General features: G+C 44.3%; 14 protein-coding genes. 9 read left to right on the top strand and 5 right to left on the bottom strand.

The annotated features are described in order from the left end of the window. Nucleotides 1-3: 3 nt before the first annotated feature. Both L5M17_RS03075 and L5M17_RS03070 read left to right on the top strand, forming a co-directional pair. Nucleotides 4-441: a type II toxin-antitoxin system RatA family toxin gene (locus L5M17_RS03075; protein ID WP_028760728.1), complete on the top strand. Its 438-nt coding sequence runs from the start codon at nucleotides 4-6 to the stop codon at nucleotides 439-441. After that, a complete protein-coding gene (locus L5M17_RS03070; RefSeq protein ID WP_263145130.1) occupies nucleotides 431-763 on the top strand; it encodes an RnfH family protein in 333 nt (110 codons plus the stop codon). The genes L5M17_RS03075 and L5M17_RS03070 overlap by 11 nt, the downstream gene beginning before the upstream one ends. Nucleotides 764-852: 89 nt before the next feature. Here L5M17_RS03070 and L5M17_RS03065 read toward each other — a convergent pair whose 3' ends face one another. After that, the gene (locus L5M17_RS03065) at nucleotides 853-1,344 is read right to left on the bottom strand and encodes an outer membrane protein assembly factor BamE (RefSeq protein ID WP_028760727.1); all 492 of its coding nucleotides are present in this window, start codon (nucleotides 1,342-1,344) and stop codon (nucleotides 853-855) included. Between the two features lie 428 nt (nucleotides 1,345-1,772). On the opposite strand from L5M17_RS03065, the gene L5M17_RS03060 reads away from it, so the two are divergent. The 4 genes from L5M17_RS03060 (at nucleotide 1,773) to L5M17_RS03045 (ending at nucleotide 6,732) form a co-directional block, all read left to right on the top strand. Next, nucleotides 1,773-2,564: an SAM-dependent methyltransferase gene (locus tag L5M17_RS03060; RefSeq protein WP_173246046.1), complete on the top strand. Its 792-nt coding sequence runs from the start codon at nucleotides 1,773-1,775 to the stop codon at nucleotides 2,562-2,564. 58 nt (nucleotides 2,565-2,622) lie between these two features. Then, nucleotides 2,623-2,835: a hypothetical protein gene (locus tag L5M17_RS03055; RefSeq protein WP_173246043.1), complete on the top strand. Its 213-nt coding sequence runs from the start codon at nucleotides 2,623-2,625 to the stop codon at nucleotides 2,833-2,835. A gap of 63 nt (nucleotides 2,836-2,898) precedes the next feature. Then, a complete protein-coding gene (locus tag L5M17_RS03050; RefSeq protein ID WP_263145398.1) occupies nucleotides 2,899-4,632 on the top strand; it encodes a GGDEF domain-containing protein in 1,734 nt (577 codons plus the stop codon). Between the two features lie 330 nt (nucleotides 4,633-4,962). Beyond that, the gene (locus L5M17_RS03045) at nucleotides 4,963-6,732 is read left to right on the top strand and encodes a monovalent cation:proton antiporter-2 (CPA2) family protein (protein WP_263145123.1); all 1,770 of its coding nucleotides are present in this window, start codon (nucleotides 4,963-4,965) and stop codon (nucleotides 6,730-6,732) included. 92 nt (nucleotides 6,733-6,824) lie between these two features. Here L5M17_RS03045 and L5M17_RS03040 read toward each other — a convergent pair whose 3' ends face one another. Continuing rightward, nucleotides 6,825-9,269 (bottom strand): TonB-dependent receptor, encoded by a 2,445-nt coding sequence (locus L5M17_RS03040; protein ID WP_263145121.1) that lies wholly within the window; start codon nucleotides 9,267-9,269, stop codon nucleotides 6,825-6,827. Between the two features lie 859 nt (nucleotides 9,270-10,128). Here L5M17_RS03040 and aceB point away from each other — a divergent pair. From aceB to L5M17_RS03025, 3 genes are all read left to right on the top strand, one after another. Next, complete coding sequence (aceB, locus tag L5M17_RS03035) at nucleotides 10,129-11,778, top strand: malate synthase A (RefSeq protein ID WP_263145118.1); 1,650 nt, start codon at nucleotides 10,129-10,131, stop codon at nucleotides 11,776-11,778. 139 nt (nucleotides 11,779-11,917) lie between these two features. After that, nucleotides 11,918-13,243 carry an isocitrate lyase gene (gene aceA, locus L5M17_RS03030; protein ID WP_028760720.1) on the top strand — a complete coding sequence of 442 codons (1,326 nt, stop codon included), beginning with the start codon at nucleotides 11,918-11,920 and terminating at the stop codon, nucleotides 13,241-13,243. A gap of 535 nt (nucleotides 13,244-13,778) precedes the next feature. Next, nucleotides 13,779-14,147 carry an acyl-CoA thioesterase gene (locus L5M17_RS03025; RefSeq protein WP_006080843.1) on the top strand — a complete coding sequence of 123 codons (369 nt, stop codon included), beginning with the start codon at nucleotides 13,779-13,781 and terminating at the stop codon, nucleotides 14,145-14,147. Between the two features lie 80 nt (nucleotides 14,148-14,227). On the opposite strand, the gene L5M17_RS03020 is transcribed toward L5M17_RS03025, so the two are convergent. From L5M17_RS03020 to yiaY, 3 genes are all read right to left on the bottom strand, one after another. After that, nucleotides 14,228-14,434: a hypothetical protein gene (locus tag L5M17_RS03020; RefSeq protein WP_028760719.1), complete on the bottom strand. Its 207-nt coding sequence runs from the start codon at nucleotides 14,432-14,434 to the stop codon at nucleotides 14,228-14,230. A gap of 288 nt (nucleotides 14,435-14,722) precedes the next feature. After that, complete coding sequence (locus L5M17_RS03015; RefSeq protein ID WP_028760718.1) at nucleotides 14,723-15,088, bottom strand: hypothetical protein; 366 nt, start codon at nucleotides 15,086-15,088, stop codon at nucleotides 14,723-14,725. A gap of 850 nt (nucleotides 15,089-15,938) precedes the next feature. Then, on the bottom strand, nucleotides 15,939-17,087 hold the full coding sequence (yiaY, locus tag L5M17_RS03010; protein ID WP_263145116.1) for an L-threonine dehydrogenase: 1,149 nt from the start codon (nucleotides 17,085-17,087) through the stop codon (nucleotides 15,939-15,941). Nucleotides 17,088-17,214 lie beyond the last annotated feature (127 nt).

The following is a 17,214-nucleotide window of genomic DNA, read 5'->3' as shown; positions in this document are numbered from 1 at the left end:
CCTATGCCGCAAATTTCTCGAAGTGTGTTAGTCCGTTTTAGTGCGATGCAAATGTATGACTTAGTGAATGATGTCGAGTCGTATAAGGAATTTTTACCCGGTTGTGTGGGTGGCAAAGTCTTAGAATTTGATGGCAAGACTATGTTGGCATCTGTTGATGTGAGTAAAGCGGGGATCCGTAAGACATTTACGACTCGCAACCAAGTGGTTCCTGGTAAGAGTATTGATTTAACATTGGAAAATGGGCCCTTTAAGCATTTATTGGGGCAGTGGCGTTTTACTGAGCTGACTGAAGAGGCCTGCAAGGTAGAATTCGAGCTGAGTTTTGAGTTTTCAAGTTCGTTAGCCGATATGGCCTTTGGTAAAGTGTTTAATGATCTTATGGTATCAATGGTGACGGCATTTACGAGTCGCGCTAAGGTGATTTACAGTGACAAATGAGACAGATAAGTTTGTAGTTGATGTGGTTTATGCCTTGCCTACACAGCAAAAAGTGATTTCGGTGAATGTGAATCCCGGCACGTCAGCGATTGAGGTTGTGCGTTTAAGTAACATTGTAAGCTTTTTTCCTGAGATCGATTTAGACACGGTTAAGCTCGGTGTGTTTAGTAATGTGATTAAGCATGACCAAGTGATTTTACCGGGGCAAAGGGTTGAGATTTATCGTCCTTTGATTGCTGATCCTAAGGATGTGCGTCGTCGCCGAGCAGATAAAGCTAAAGATGAAGGCCGCGCGAATAAAGTGACGGGCGGACGGGCTTAAATACTGACATCATTGCTCAATAAAAAAGCGCCCTTGGGCGCTTTTTTGTATTTGATTGACTGAGAAGAGCATTAGCAAAGTTTAGGATATTACTTAATTGGTTTTTGAACTTGCGCTTCAGCTTGATTTTCTTTAACTAATGGCTTTTCATCGGCGCGCTGTGCTGGAATTTGTGGTACTAGCTCAGTTTTATTACCTGTTGGTAAGCTGCTTTGCTCTAGCGGCGTACTAAATTCTTTACTCAGTTCATAGTCGCCTTTTACTGAGGTAAGTTTATCGCCCGTAAAGTGCAGTATGAGTTCTTTATGCGTAATGCTGGCATCACGCCCACTCTTGTAGTGATACACATAGTACCAAGTATCGTCAGCAAAACTATCTCGTAATACCGGACGGCCGAGAATGTATTCGGCTTGTTCCTTGGTCATGTCAATGCGCAACTTTTCAACTTGTTGCGGTTCCATGTAGTTGCCCTGTGGAATGTCGGGCTTATAAATCAACCAATCGAACACGCTACAGGCACTGAGCGAAACAGAGAGCGCCACAGCGCCCAGTAGGGTAAGACTTTGCTTTTTATTGATCATTGTATGCGCTACTTCTGAAAATCTGGCGGCCATAATACCCAAGCATTCCCCCTCATGACAAGGGCAATCGGGCTTTGCTACCGTCATAGATCGAATTGTGTGACTTTTCGACCCAGTATGTTGGCTTTAGTTCTCAATCTTTAAGGATATTTATTCGCTAAAGTCATATGGGGCTATGAGTATGATTTTCGGCTTCAGAGCCGTACAGGTTTACTGTTGGCTGGATTGGGAAAAGAGTAAATGTGAGCGATTTCTTCTTTAAAGCCAAGCAATTAGTTAGTAAGTCGATAGACAGTATGTGTGGCGATAAACATAGTAATCTCGTTAAAATCAGATTAAAGTTACCGATATGTTTTTATTGTGTTCTTGTACTGTGGCTTTTTGCCGTGAGTTTGCAGTGTTAGAAATAAAATAGTGGGATAGATGCATTGGGTTCTTTAGTTTGCGTAGGTACGGGTTTACAACTGGCCGGACAGATCAGTGTGATGAGTCGTAGTTATATTGAGCACGCTGATGTCGTGTTTTCACTCTTGCCCGATGGTTTTTCGCAGCGTTGGATCCAGAACATTAATCCCAATGTCATTAATTTACAGCCGTTTTATGCACAAAATGGTGAAGTTAAAAATCGCCGAGAAACCTATGAACAAATGGTTAATTCTATATTGGAGGCGGTGAGGGCTGGCAAAAAAACCGTTTGTGCACTCTATGGTCATCCTGGAGTCTTTGCCTGTGTTTCCCATATGGCGATTACGCGGGCGAGGGCAGAAGGGTTTTCAGCGAAGATGGAGCCGGGGATTTCTGCCGAGGCGTGTTTATGGGCTGATCTGGGTATTGACCCCGGTAGCTCTGGGCATCAAAGCTTTGAAGCTAGCCAGTTTATGTTTTTTAATCATGTGCCCGATCCGACAACCCATTTATTGTTATGGCAAATTGCGATTGCTGGTGAACATACCTTAACTCAGTTCCATACTACGAGTGACAGGCTGCAGATTTTGGTTGAACAACTGAATCAATGGTATCCGCGAGATCATCAAGTGGTGATCTACGAAGCTGCTAATCTGCCAGTTCAAGCCCCTAGAATTGAGTATTTGCCGTTGAGTAAGCTACCCGAGGCAAACTTGTCTCCGAACAGTACTTTACTGATCCCGCCAGCAAAAAAACTCGAATACAACTATGCTATTTTAACTAAATTAAGCATTAGACTTGAAGATTTAGGCTAATTGTGAGTGCTGTACTTCTGAGCTGAATTCGGGAGTCATCATATAAATAAGGAAAGGTATGTCTGCATTATCGGATTTTTTTACCCAGTTAGGCCAAGATGCACAACTGATGGAAGCGTATCAACAGGACCCTGAGTCCGTTATGCGTGCCCATGGGTTAACTGATGAAGAAATTAGCGCTGTAATGACAGGGGATATGACAAAACTAAAAGTTTTGAGTGGCGACCAAAATTATCAAACATTTATTTTAGTCAATCATGGTAATAATTAACTAATCTTGAAACGGTTACGTTGTGCCCTATTAGCCATCTTCGCCTTGTGTTCGACAGCTTTGATGGCTAACTCTCTCGATTTTGATCAGGCACTCAATGAGCTTGATGTATTATTGCAATCTGATCTTAGTGCTGCGCAGAAAAAGCTTGCCGAATATGAGAAAGAATTCAGTCGTTTAACTACAATACAACAAGGGCGACTGAGGATAGATAGAGCGATAGGTTATTTTTTCATCGGTGAATATACTAAAGCGTTAGATGATCTTCACCAAGCTGAAACCTTAGTGACAAATACTGATTTATTAGCGTCAGTTTATAGTTACAAAGCCACTGTATATATAGGGATACGTGACTATGACAAAGCCTTGGCTGCAGTTGCTCAAGCATTAGCCCTAGTGGTGAATATTGATGATGTCACGATTAAACGGCACTCATATTTAAGAATTGCCAATATTTATTCCGAAATGGATGCTTATAGCGATATGGGCCTTTATGCCAATAAGGTGCTACAACTCGCAAAGGAAACCGATGTCCGCGATATTTGTCATGCCAAATTGTTGCGCGCTATTTATTTACTCGGCGTGAAAAATCCCGACGCCTTCGATGCCTTCGAAGATAGCCGTCAATACTGTGATACGAAGCAATTCCCCCTTCTGGCGACTATGTCGATAAAAGGCAAAGCTATGGTTTTGCAGGAGCGGGGCGATTTTTTAGGCGCGAGATCGATTCTGCTATTAGCTTTAAAAGGGTATGAAGCTTTTCAATTTCAGTTAGAAATCAGCCATGTACATGCACTACTTGCCGAGAATTACTTTGCCATGGGTGAGCAGGTTCAAGCGAAAAGTCACGCCGTTAAAGTGCTTTCATTCCCCGATGATAATAGCTACATCGAACATAAGCATATTACATATAAGGTATTTGCCGAACTGATGGCGGCGGATAAACAATTTGAGCAAGCCTATGAATACACAAGAAAAGAACAATATTATAATCAATTGATTTTTGACCAATCTAGAATGAAAACCATCGCTTATCAGGCGGCTAAGTTTAATGCTGATGAACAGTCGCGTGAAATCAATTTACTCAATAAAGAGCGTGAACTTTACATCGCTCAGCAAATGGTAAAAGAGCGGGAATACACCAATATGCTGATGTTTATCACTATTCTAATGGGTGGACTGTTCTTCCTTGGAATTTTGTTAGCCGTAGGTCAGATGCAGAAACGTAAGTTTATGCGTATGGCGAGAATGGATGCCTTAACAGGCATATTGAATCGTGGTGCAGGGCAAGAGTTGGGAGAAAACCTTTTTGTGCAAGCCACGGCGCGTAGCGGGGATTTCTGTGTCATTTTATTCGATTTAGATTTCTTCAAACGCATCAACGATTCTTTTGGTCATGGAACTGGCGATTGGGCGCTTAAAAAGGTGGTTGACTCCCTTAAATCCCATATCCGAAATGGTGATGTTTTTGCTCGTATCGGCGGTGAGGAGTTTGCAATTTTATTACCCTATGCCGATGAAGAGAAAGGCATGGAAGTGGCGGAGCAATGTCGAGCTCGTATCGAGGCCATTGATACCCAACATTCAGGGCATAAGTTCGTCATAACGGCGAGTTTTGGCGTGAGCGGTTTAATGGCTGATGATCTGAGTTTGGATCCATTATTTCACCGAGCCGACATGGCGCTCTATGCCGCTAAGGCCAATGGCCGCAACACCGTAGTACGCTATTCTGACATATTAAAATGTGACAAGCAGGCAACTGATTTACGGCGTCATATCGCATCGCCCTCTGTGTAATGCAAGTCGAGTGAGCATTTAGTCTCATCCAGAGTTGGCAAGCCCTTCCTGGTTTTATCCTTCTTTAGTTTATTGCTCACTTTTTATTTTGCAGCCACTCACTAAAATGCGATAACAGTCTAAGGTGTCTCTAAGCGCTCCTTTACTCTGCTTTGTTGCTCCAGTTGATTTCCTCTACGCTTAAGTGTTTTTCGTATCAAAATTTCTCATTTTTAATGAATTGCCTTGACCTTGTTAATAAATAAATGGGATATCATAGCTGATAATTGCCTAGCTATTGCTGGGTCCTTACATAGAACAATGCGCATTCCTTTTTCCGTTGGAGCCTTCATGGAACAGTCGAGTTTACTCACGTCGGTGCTGCTATTTTTATTGGCGGCGGTTATTTTTGTTCCCTTGGGTAAACGTTTTGGCGCGGGTCCTATTCTTTCCTATTTGGCCGCAGGGATTATTTTAGGCCCAGGTGGTATGGCGTTGGTTTCTGATCCTGCAGCCGTGTTGCATTTTGCCGAGTTAGGTGTGGTACTTATGCTGTTTGTACTTGGACTCGAATTGAATCCAAGTAAATTATGGGAACTTCGCAGTGCTATCTTTGGTTTAGGCAGTGGTCAGCTGTTGTTGTCATGGGCTGCGATTGGAGGTTTGGCTTGGGGCTTTGGCTTGTCTATTGAGGCGGCTTTAGTGGTTGGCGCCGCGCTATCTTTATCATCGACAGCCTTTGCCGTGCAGTTAATGAGTGAGCATAGGTTGCTCACAACCCCACTTGGACGTGATGCTTTTGGGGTCTTGTTAATGCAAGATCTTGCGGTTATCCCTATGTTGTTGCTGACAGCATATTTGGCGCCCAATTCTGCTCAGATTGAACATCATGCGGTGCCTTGGTACTGGACGTGTCTTGCGCTCGTTGGTTTTGTGTTATTGGGAAAATATTTACTGCCTAAATTCCTTAAACTAGTGGCAAGCAGTGGGGTGCGTGAAGTGCTCACCGCTTTTGCATTATTGCTGGTCATGGGTAGCGCTGAGTTAATGGAGTGGTTGGGACTTTCTGCGGGCATGGGGGCATTTTTGGCGGGTATTATGCTCGCTAACTCAAGTTATCGGCACCAGCTCGAAACTGACATAGAACCTTTTAAAGGCTTATTGCTTGGGCTGTTTTTCATGGCTGTCGGTATGAGTATGGATTTGAAATTATTGATATCTGATCCGTTACTTATTCTGGGCATTTTAATGGCTATGTTGCTGATTAAAACCTTTGTGCTGATGGTGTTGGGGCGCATTCGGCACCACAAATGGCGGCCTAGTATTGCACTAGGGTTGATCCTTGCTGAAGGGGGCGAATTTGCCTTTGTGCTGTTATCTCAGGCGCAGCTATCTGGTATTGTCGGCGATAAAATTGCGCAAGTCCTTGTGCTTGCTATTGGTTTGTCTATGGCAGTAACGCCTCTATTATTTACTTTGTTCCGAGCAACTAAAGCCAAAGTGGTGGATACTCGTCTGCCAGATACGATTAATGTCACCGAATCTGAAGTGGTGATTGCTGGATTTGGTCGAGTAGGCCAGATCACGGGGCGTATTTTGGCCTCATCAGGTATCCCTTTTGTCGCATTGGATAAGGATGCGAGTCATGTGGATGTTATTCGTAAATACGGTGGTGAAGTGTATTTTGGTGATGCCAGACGCTTAGACATGTTGATGTCGGCGGGGATTGCTCGGTCTAGATTACTATTGCTTGCCGTGGACAGTGTTGAGGATTCCATTGAAATTGCTCAGCAAGTGAAAACGCATTTTCCCCATATCAACATAGTCGCGCGGGCGAGGGACCGTAACCATGCTTATCGTTTGATGAGCCTTGGGGTGACGGATGTGTTTCGTGAGACCTTTGGTTCGGCGCTATCGGCCAGTGAGAAGATTCTCCAAGGCCTAGGTTTATCGCAGGTACAAGCCAACGAGCGGGTAAAAATCTTTGCTGAACATGATAAGAAACTGGTGATTGCGAGTGCGGCTCATCAGAATGATTTAGCGACGTTAATCAATTTATCGAATAAGGGTAAGGCAGAGTTGGAATCCCTCATGCGTGGCGATAGGGAGAATGTGAGCTAATGTTGTCACTCTGATTTGGATATAAAAAGAGAGCATAAATGCTCTCTTTTTTATTGGTTTACAACATCAAATTTAACGCTGATGTTTAAGTGTTAAAAGCTATAGCTGTATTGCAGTTTGACGTTGCGTTCTTCACCCGGCATACCTCCGAGGAACATGGCTTTACTGTAATAGTCTTTATTGAAAAGGTTATTAATGTTCAGCTGGATTTTCCAAGAATCCGCGTTGTAGCTCACTGCCGAGTCAACGACGGTATAGCTAGGCACGTAACCGTCTGGAATACCAAATGAGCTTGAGTGCGTACTGCGATCATCGACAAATTTTGCACCAAGGCTCAGCTCGATTGGGCTTGATAATCTAAACCAATCCGCGCCATAGGTAACCCAAGCACTGGCAGTGACATAAGGCACACCTTTTTGACGGCTGTCGTAATTTGCGACGTCATTCGGGTTTTGCTTATCCCTTGCATCTTGGTACATGCCATTAAGGTTAACGCGCCATTGATCATTCAGGTGGGCATTGAGATCGAGTTCGACCCCCTGAGTATCTTCGCTGCCATCGTAAAAATATACGGGAATATTAGGGGTTAATATGCCATTGGTATAATCAGGGTTGTTATAGGCGACATTAGTACGCGAGCTTTTAAAGAATACCAGTGAGCCAAGCAATTGATCCTCAAATGCTTTAAAGCGCATACCTACATCATTGCTAATTGATTCTGAATCATCTCGGTCGGTAGCATTATCTTTTACTGCATCAAGTACACTGTAAGCGGTGCGCCCTTTAGAATGGTTGATGAAAAATGATAAATCCTCAATCGGCATGTAGGTTAACCCTAGGTTATAGGTCATACCGTTATCTGTGGTATCAGCTTCTGGTGTTGCTTGGGATTGGCTAGTGCTATAGCGTGGATCAACACCAAAGTGCTCATAGGCTTGTTTAATTTCATTAAAGGCAACACCAATACGTGTGGTAAAGCCGTATGGCAGATAACTGACATGTTGTAAGCCTACGCCCCAAGCGCTGACTTTTTTGTCATAGTTAGCGGTTTTGAGTGGGTCATAGTCCTCGAATTTACCTGTGCCCCAATTAGGATTGCGGATGTCGTATATATAAGGCAGAGATCCTTGGTAAATGATTTTGCCATCTTTGTTTTTAAAGATTTGATCCGCATCGTAGATAGAATATTGTTGGAAACGAATATTACGATCTTCATAGTTGGCATTGAGCAGCAATTCATTGTCGACAGCGCCGAGCTGGAAATCATAACGTAGATCGGCAAAGTACTGCCACGAAGTCTCGTCGGCATCCACTTTACGGTATTCCTGACGTCTTGCAGCAAAAGGATAAAGTTCGCCGTTTTCAACTAATGGCGCGCGGGGATCAGTGTTGATCGGGTTTTTGCCTTGTTTCCAGTAGACGTAGTTATAAGCACCTGTTTGGCGGGCGAAGCCTGAAGTGTAGTCGCGATACTGTAATTGCTGATTAAGAAACAGATTATCGTTGAAGTAAATATTATGGGTTAGTTTAAATCTTAACTCTTCGCCTTCATTGTCCTTCGCCATTGGTGAAATCAGCCCTGCATCACCAAACGAATAGGGCCTTAAGCCATCAGCGCCTGACAACGAGGCCGCTAACTGCTGACGCTGTGCATCGGTCAGTTGTAGACCCTTACCACTTGGATCGTTGATCAAATCCTGCCAAGTGACCTCTCCCGCGCTCTTACCGCCGACTGAATCAGCATTGTAAATCCGAATCGGGTGGCCAATAGAGTCAACGGCGATAGCATCTTTTATGTAAGCACCTGAAAGCATTACATCTTGGCTATCACTTAACACCCATTTTAAGGCACCATAGATTTCGTCTCTGTCTGTACCTATATCGCGATAGCCATCACTGCGGCCGGATTTGGCCACTAAACGGTAGGCGACATCATCACTCAGGCCGCCCGTGCTATCCAGAGCAAGAGAGTAGGTATCCCATTGCCCAACTTCGGCGGTAAATTTGTTTTTTGACTCGAATTGCGGTTTTTTCTCAATTAAATTGATGACGCCGCCAGCACTCCCCATGCCATAGAGCCCAGTCGCTGGGCCTTTTAATACTTCTACGGATTCAACGTTGGTTAAAGAGCGCGTGGGGTTGAAGGTATTTCCTAGGCCTGCACCGCCATACATACCGTCATAGGTGTAATTTGCGCCTAAACCACGGATGACTATGTTGTCACCGATGCCATAGTTATTACCCGCTTGAGTCACACCACTGATGTTACGGATCAAGTCTTGCAGATTATCTGTACCTTGGGTTTCGATCAGTTCTTGGTCAACAATTACAACTGCAGCGGGTGTTTCCATGAGAGACATGTCGGATTTAGTCGCTAGCCCTGAATTTTTCACCACTGAGTTTTGTCTGCCATAAACCGTGATGCGCTCAACGTTGGCTTCAGTATTTGCTGATACCGAGTTAGCTTCGGCGGATGCAGTTTGCGATAAAACGGAAAGGCAGGCGAGTGCAGTTAGTGACAAACGAAATGATTTCATTAATGGTTCCCCCAAATAAATAGGTTGCGAATAGTAATGATTTGCATTTAAGTTGGCAACATATGTTTCAGATGTCGTGGTTGAAATGTGCAGTGCTGCGAATAAGTGTTACGAAAAGGCATGTATTTGAGGAAGTAAGGTATGGGTTCTCGCAGGAGAAAAGCTTCATAAAAAGTCGCGTCTAAGCTCCATCCCGCTGTAATGTCAAATTTGTTTCATTTTTTTATAAAAAAGTGATTTATTTTTTGAGTTAACCATCACATCCCACCTTGTTGATCGGGAAACGCAACCTGGTACTTAGTTTGAATCGCACACGACACTTATTTCGTTTACGTAAACGTCAAAATGAAACGGTCGTTTTAATTTGTGGCAATAGCAACAGTCTTTATCATTATGATTTATATGAATTTATCTGACTTACCTCTAGGTTAGTTCAAAACATTGAGCATTTTCTACTTAGGTCTAATAGAGTAAAAATGATGTAATAATTAATTTACTATTAGTTATTTAATTACGTAATTAATTACTTTGCGTATTGATTGGTAAAGTTGTCTGACAAGTTTCATTTAACTGCAATTGTCATATGTGATTAAAATGTTTAATTGCATATTTATCAGTTGTTTGTTGTTTGTTTTTTTGTTTGGTCAGACCAATTTTAGCATGGTTTCTACTTAGGTTAATGCATGTTTTTGTCAATCTTGGACTGTTGCAAATACAAACGTTTGTCGGTAAGTTTTAGTTCGAAACAAACATTTGATGGTTTTTTGGTGAGTTTATAAGCAGCGGTGATTGGGGATGCTACTGCTTTATATGTCAGCGCTAAGCCTGTGATAGTGGAGCCTCTTGGGAGGGCATCAAGATGACGGAACACACTTTGAGTGAACAGCAATTGAATTCGACACTGGGTAAAGCTACAGCAAACGCCACGCTTAATATTGTGGGTCGTGACATTCCAGGCCAAGAAGTCATATTTACCGAAGGGGCTGTCGCCTTACTCGAATCCCTTTGTCGTGAATTTGCCGACGAAGTACCCGCCTTACTCGCTAAACGTAAAGATAAGCAAGCGCGTATCGATAAAGGATCATTACCAGACTTTCTGCCTGAAACCCGCGCTATTCGTGATGGTGCATGGCAGATTCGTGGTATTCCCGATGACTTACTCGATCGCCGCGTAGAAATCACAGGTCCCGTTGAACGTAAGATGGTGATTAACGCACTCAACGCCAATGCCAAAGTGTTTATGGCCGATTTTGAAGATTCTTTAGCACCAAGCTGGGAAAAAGTCGTCGAAGGTCAAATCAATCTACGTGATGCCGTGCGTGGTGATATTGAGTACACAGCACCGGACACAGGTAAGCACTACAAATTAGGGCCAAATCCTGCAGTGCTTATTTGCCGCGTTCGTGGTCTGCACCTTAAAGAAAAACACGTGCAGTTTAATGGAAAAGCGATTCCTGGCTCACTGTTTGATTTCGCACTGTATTTCTACCACAACTATCGCCAACTTTTGGCCAAGGGCAGTGGTCCATATTTTTATATTCCTAAGTTAGAAAGTCATATAGAAGCGCGCTGGTGGGCAAAAGTGTTTGCTTTTGTTGAGGAAAGATTTTGTCTGCAAGCGGGCACGATTAAATGTACTTGCCTGATCGAGACGTTACCGGCCGTGTTAGAAATGGACGAAATTCTCTATGAACTACGTTCCAATATCGTCGCACTGAACTGTGGTCGTTGGGATTACATCTTCAGCTATATCAAAACATTAAAACGTCATAGCGACCGAGTCTTACCGGATCGCCAAGCCGTCACTATGGATACGCCTTTCTTAAGCGCTTATTCAAGACTCTTGATTAAGACTTGTCACAAACGCGGAGCTTTAGCGATGGGCGGCATGGCAGCCTTTATTCCTGCTAAAGATCCTGCTCAGAACGAAGCCGTATTGCAGCGAGTTCGTCGAGATAAAGAGCTTGAGGCGCGTAACGGCCACGATGGCACTTGGGTAGCGCACCCTGGCCTTGCCGACACCGCTATGGGGATTTTCAACGAATACATAGGCCAAGATCACTGTAATCAATTACATATTACCCGTGATGTAGACGCGCCAATTCTGGCTAGTGAGTTACTTAAAACCTGCGATGGTGAGCGCACTGAACAAGGGATGCGTCTGAACATTCGTATCGCCCTGCAGTATTTAGAGGCGTGGATCAGCGGCAACGGTTGTGTACCTATTTACGGCTTAATGGAAGATGCGGCTACGGCTGAGATCTCTAGAGCCTCAATTTGGCAATGGATCCAACACGGTAAGTCGCTGTCAAACGGCAAATTAGTGACCAAACAACTCTTTAAAGACATGTTGGTTGAAGAGCTGTCGAACGTGAAAAAAGAAGTGGGTAGCGACAGATTCACCCATGGCAAATTCACCCAAGCAGCGGTGTTGCTTGAAGACATTACCACCTCCGACGAGCTGGTCGATTTTTTAACCTTACCCGGTTACGAAATGCTGACAGCCTAGGATGAGCCCATTTGCTTGAACCGTTTTAGGTAAACCAGATTTAGCTGTGGCGGGGCTACCGCCAACCAAATAATTTAGCAGAGTGAAACTGGGGGCAGTTTCATGATAGCTACAACATCAAAGATAAAGGAGCGACACTATGACTAAGGCAACGACTCAGACTTCACGTCAAGAACAGATTGATGCAATCAAGAGAGATTGGGCAGAAAACCCACGTTGGAAACACGTGCGTCGTCCTTATACCGCAGAAGAAGTGGTTGCGCTTCGCGGTTCAATCGTGCCTGAGAATACTATAGCTAAGCGCGGTGCTGCTAAGTTATGGGAATTGGTTAACGGTGGCGCTAAAAAAGGCTATGTGAATTCACTGGGTGCGTTAACGGGTGGTCAAGCGGTACAACAGGCGAAAGCGGGTATCGAAGCGATTTACCTTTCAGGTTGGCAAGTGGCAGCCGATGCTAACTTAGCCGGCACTATGTACCCAGATCAATCTTTATACCCAGCCAACTCAGTGCCAGCTGTGGTGTCACGCATCAATAACTCATTCCGTCGCGCCGACCAAATTCAGTGGGGCAATGGCGTTAATCCAGAAGATGAAAAGTTTGTTGATTACTTTCTGCCAATTATTGCTGACGCAGAAGCGGGCTTTGGCGGCGTATTAAATGCCTTCGAACTGATGAAGTCGATGATCGACGCGGGCGCTGCCGGTGTTCACTTTGAAGATCAGTTAGCTTCAGTGAAGAAATGTGGTCACATGGGCGGCAAAGTATTAGTGCCAACCCAAGAAGCGGTACAAAAGCTGGTTGCTGCACGCTTAGCGGCGGATGTGAGCGGTGTCGATACACTAGTTATCGCCCGTACCGATGCTAACGCGGCCGATTTGTTGACTTCAGATTGCGACCCATACGACCGTGATTTCGTGACTGGCGAGCGCACCAATGAAGGTTTCTACCGTGTTAAAGCGGGTCTTGACCAAGCTATTTCTCGCGGTCTTGCCTATGCCCCGTATGCGGATTTGATTTGGTGTGAAACCGCTAAACCGGATCTTGAAGAAGCGCGTGTTTTTGCTGAAGCTATCCATGCTCAGTACCCAGATCAACTGTTGGCGTATAACTGTTCGCCTTCGTTCAACTGGAAGAAAAATCTGGACGACGCCACTATCGCGCGCTTCCAACAAGCATTGTCAGACATGGGCTACAAGTACCAGTTCATCACTTTAGCCGGCATTCACAACATGTGGTACAACATGTTCGACCTCGCTTACGACTATGCTCGTGGCGAAGGCATGAAGCATTATGTTGAAAAAGTTCAAGAAGTTGAGTTTGCTGCTGCGAAGAAAGGTTACACCTTCGTCGCGCATCAACAGGAAGTGGGCACAGGTTATTTCGACCAAGTGACTACGGTTATTCAAGGTGGCCATTCATCAGTAACCGCACTGACAGGTTCTACCGAAGAAGAGCAGTTTTAAGCAGTAAGCAGCGCTTAGGATGATCCATTGTGATTGTGGATCACTCCTTAGCACGCCTTATGCTGATGTATCTGGTGAGGCGTGGTTAAAAACTCGAAATAGAGGGCAAGGGCGGACTGTGATGAGTTACCTACCTTGCAGCTTAAATCTCGAGTCGAGTATGAAAGAGTGTTACCTGTAAGCCTGTGTTTAGCTGCTCTGCAGCTGTTATCCCCGTGCAGTTCGCCTACATGTGCTGTGCGGGTTTTTAAGTCAAATTTTGTGACTTAACTTCCTACCCAGTAAGTTTTTGCTTGCCTTAGCTTGGCGACTCTATGAGTCGCTATTTTTTTGCTTATTGGTTCACTATTGCGCTGATTAATATGGTGCAACTCTGATGCGACTTGGTGCATTAATCGGATTATTTTACAGCATCTTATTGCTATCTCATTGTTATTTAATAGCTATCAAATGTGGCCTGAATAATGCTCTGAATATTACGGGAAGTTACAGTGCATTAAAGCTGATTATTGGCATTCACATTGAGGTCACCGCCATGAAATATTACAGTCGCCGTTTAGTTAAACCTGAACATTTAAATCCAGCAAATACCCTGTTTGGCGGTCAGTTGCTCAGTTGGATAGATGAGGAGGCCGCTATTTTTGCTGCCTGCCAGATGAAGAGCACTAGTCATGTGACTAAGTTGATTTCTGAAATCAACTTTATGACGCCAGCGCATCAAGGGGATGTGATTGAGTTTGGTCTGGAGCTGGTGAGTCTTGGCCACAGTTCTATTACCGTGAGCTGTCAAGTACGCAATAAGATGACGCAGGCGCCAGTGGTGAGTATAGATAAGATGGTGTTTGTGCATGTTAATGCCCAAGGATTGCCCGTGCCCCATGGTATTCGGGCGAATGCGGCTTAAGGGGCGTAGCGCTTAAAATGCGTGATGCTTAAATGTATAAGATGCTTAAAATGAGCAGTGACGCCTAGGCGTCACTGTCATTAGTCTTTGGTTAAATCTTCTTTTACCGATTTGACCGCATCGCGTGAAGCATGACCTATGGCTTTTGTCGTGTCTCGAGTCGCGTGGCCTATCTCAGTGGTGACTTCTTTAGTCGTTGTGCCGATGGCACGGCCTGCGTCCTTTAAATCCGCACAGGCGGATGTAGCGAGTAATAAAGGAATAATAATGAGCGTCGCTTTATTCATTGTGATGCCAATCCTCAATTTAAGTTCGTAACTCAATTTACTGGGCCTTGCCATTTTTACTGTGCTAAATGACATTCGGGACAATATAACAGATCTTGAGCTGAATCACGCTATGGCGACATTATCTGCTGAGTCGCTGTTGCAATGCTTCTGTTCGAGTATCAACCGAGTGAGTGAAACTAAGAGCATTAAATGACGTCGTGGGTTGAGTTATCGAACTCGACAAATAAAAACGCCAGTGGCGTTTTGCGCACTGGCGTCTAAGGTCGCTAAATAATACTGCAAAGATTATTCGAGTTTGGCTAAGCGTTGTTGATAGTCTTCAATCAGGTGCTGCATGATTTCTTCTGGCGCCGCATCGTCACAGCAATCGTCTAAAAAGATTTTAAAGGTGACTAAGGCATGGCCGTCATTTTTGAGTCTGTCACTCTGCATTGAGAAGTAAGCATCTTCATTTTCGGCTTTACGAACCACAAACTTATTCGTTTCGAAGGTTTTTTCCCCAGAAAGCTCGTGCCATTTAGTGATGCGATTTAACGCGATCTCACAGGACTGGTTCATTTCAATATGATTTAACCAAGTAACGGGATGTTCAGGATCTTTGTAATGTGGACATCTAACTGTGTAGTTATATACATGGGTGATTGCAGTCATAGCGTACCTACCTGTTCGAGGATATTGTTGCCATCATAGGCATCGTTTTTGAATTCGGTCAATCATTAATTAAGTCTATATAGCCTTGATGTTTTTTGACGGAGAAGGATAGTTACTGCATGAAAATTAACCATTTACTTAATCTGTCATGTCTCTATTTAGCATGAGTTTTATGCCAATAACTTTGTGCTAGATCTCAGTTTTGGGTGAAGTTTCGCTTTTGCTGAATTACTGATTAATAAAGCAACAACTTGGTCGTCAGTAAGTCTTATTGATAAAAAGAGTTAGCAGCGGAGTAAATAGGTTAATTAAACTTTGATGGGAGCTATACGGGTAACTGGCAGCATAAGTTGTCGCAGAGGAAACGCAGAAGGCAGAATGGACAGAGGCCCATTCGTTAGAACGGGCCTCTCAGCTGGCTTCATCTTTTGCAGGGAAAAAGCGAACTGGGGCCATCTTATCGGATCTGTAACAGTCTGTAACCCACAGAGATCACGTTTTTTATATCATTTTGCTATGAATATTTGAGGTTCAGATCCTTTCTTCTTGAATATGCTGATTTGTGAGTGTTTTGTCAGTGCAAAGGTGCATAGACACTGAGTTTTATGTTGGTTTTTGTTACTCAATTTTTAAGATAGCAACTTACCTCACCATCTTGTTGATACAGGTGTAAAAAAGGCCCCAATAGTGCAGCAATAATCTGTGCACTATTGGAGCCTAAAACGAATTCATTGGAGGATGAAGTCGTGTTTACGCACTAGCAGGACAATAAGTCGTTATCCAGCAAGTTAGCGCACGATTATAGTGCGATAACTTACGATAGATAAGGAATGGCACTTACTACGCACAATTACAGCGCATTAGTGAAGATCTGACAGATCTCCGCATGGGTCGCTTGTTTTGGATTCGTGAATCCACAGGCATCTTTTAACGCGTTATCCGCAAGTGTTGGAATATCTTCCGCTTTCACGCCTAATAAGGTTAGGTTTTCAGGGATCTTAACCGCAACAGACAGTTTTTTGATTGCCGCTATCGCCGCACTGGCACCTTGCTCATTTGTCATCGCAGACACATCGACACCCATAGCCTTGGCAATGTCTTTTAAGCGTGCAGGGACGACTTGGGCGTTATATTCCTGCACATGGGGCAGCAGCAGGGCGTTACACACGCCGTGGGGCAGATCGTAGAAACCGCCTAATTGGTGCGCCATCGCATGCACATAACCTAAGCTGGCATTGTTAAACGCCATACCCGCTAAGAATTGGGCGTAGGCCATTTGTTCACGGGCGTTGATGTCTTGACCGTTTTCAACTGCGTTGACTAAGTTAGCTTGAATCAATTCCATAGCCTTGATCGCACAGGCGTCGGTGATCGGGTTAGCTGCAATAGACACATAGGCTTCAACCGCGTGAGTCAGTGCATCCATACCGGTTGCGGCAGTTAGGCTCGCAGGCTTTTTCAGCATGAGCTCAGGGTCGTTGACCGACAGCAAAGGCGTGGTGTGTTTATCGACAATCGCCATTTTAATGTGGCGGGCTTCGTCGGTAATGATACAGAAGCGCGTCATTTCACTGGCAGTACCTGCCGTCGTATTAATGGCCACTAACGGCAATTGTGGTTTTGCGGATTGATCTAACCCTTCGTAATCCTTAATGCTGCCGCCATTGGTGGCAACAAGGGCGATACCCTTGGCGCAATCATGGGGTGATCCGCCGCCGAGTGAAATCACAAAGTCACACTTGTTGGCTTTTAACAGGGCTAAACCCGCTTCGACGTTGGTCACGGTTGGGTTAGGTTGTACGCCATCATAGATGGTGGAGGTAATGCCATTTTGACCGAGTTTTTCGGCCACTTCACCCACTAAGCCAATCTTGACTAAGGGTTTATCTGTCACTATGAGTGCGTGTTTAAAGCCTAAGGTTTTGATGTCACCGATAGCATCATCCACTGCGCCTTGGCCTAATACGTTGACAGAAGGAATAAAAAATTTAGCAGCCATAAAATCCACCTATTTGCTTGTAAAGATTAAGTTGTGTTCTTTTCTGGTGATCAAGCTACCAATTTGGAGGTAGTGAAAGTGTGAGCTTGATCGAGTTCGGCGCTTATCTGAGGGTAATTTCCCACTA

The sequence above is a fragment of the Shewanella sp. SW24 genome, from assembly GCF_025653395.1.
Classification (GTDB): Bacteria; Pseudomonadota; Gammaproteobacteria; order Enterobacterales; family Shewanellaceae; genus Shewanella; species Shewanella oncorhynchi.
The sequence above is the reverse complement of the archived record's forward strand: the minus strand, read 5'-3'. Positions and strand labels throughout refer to the sequence as shown.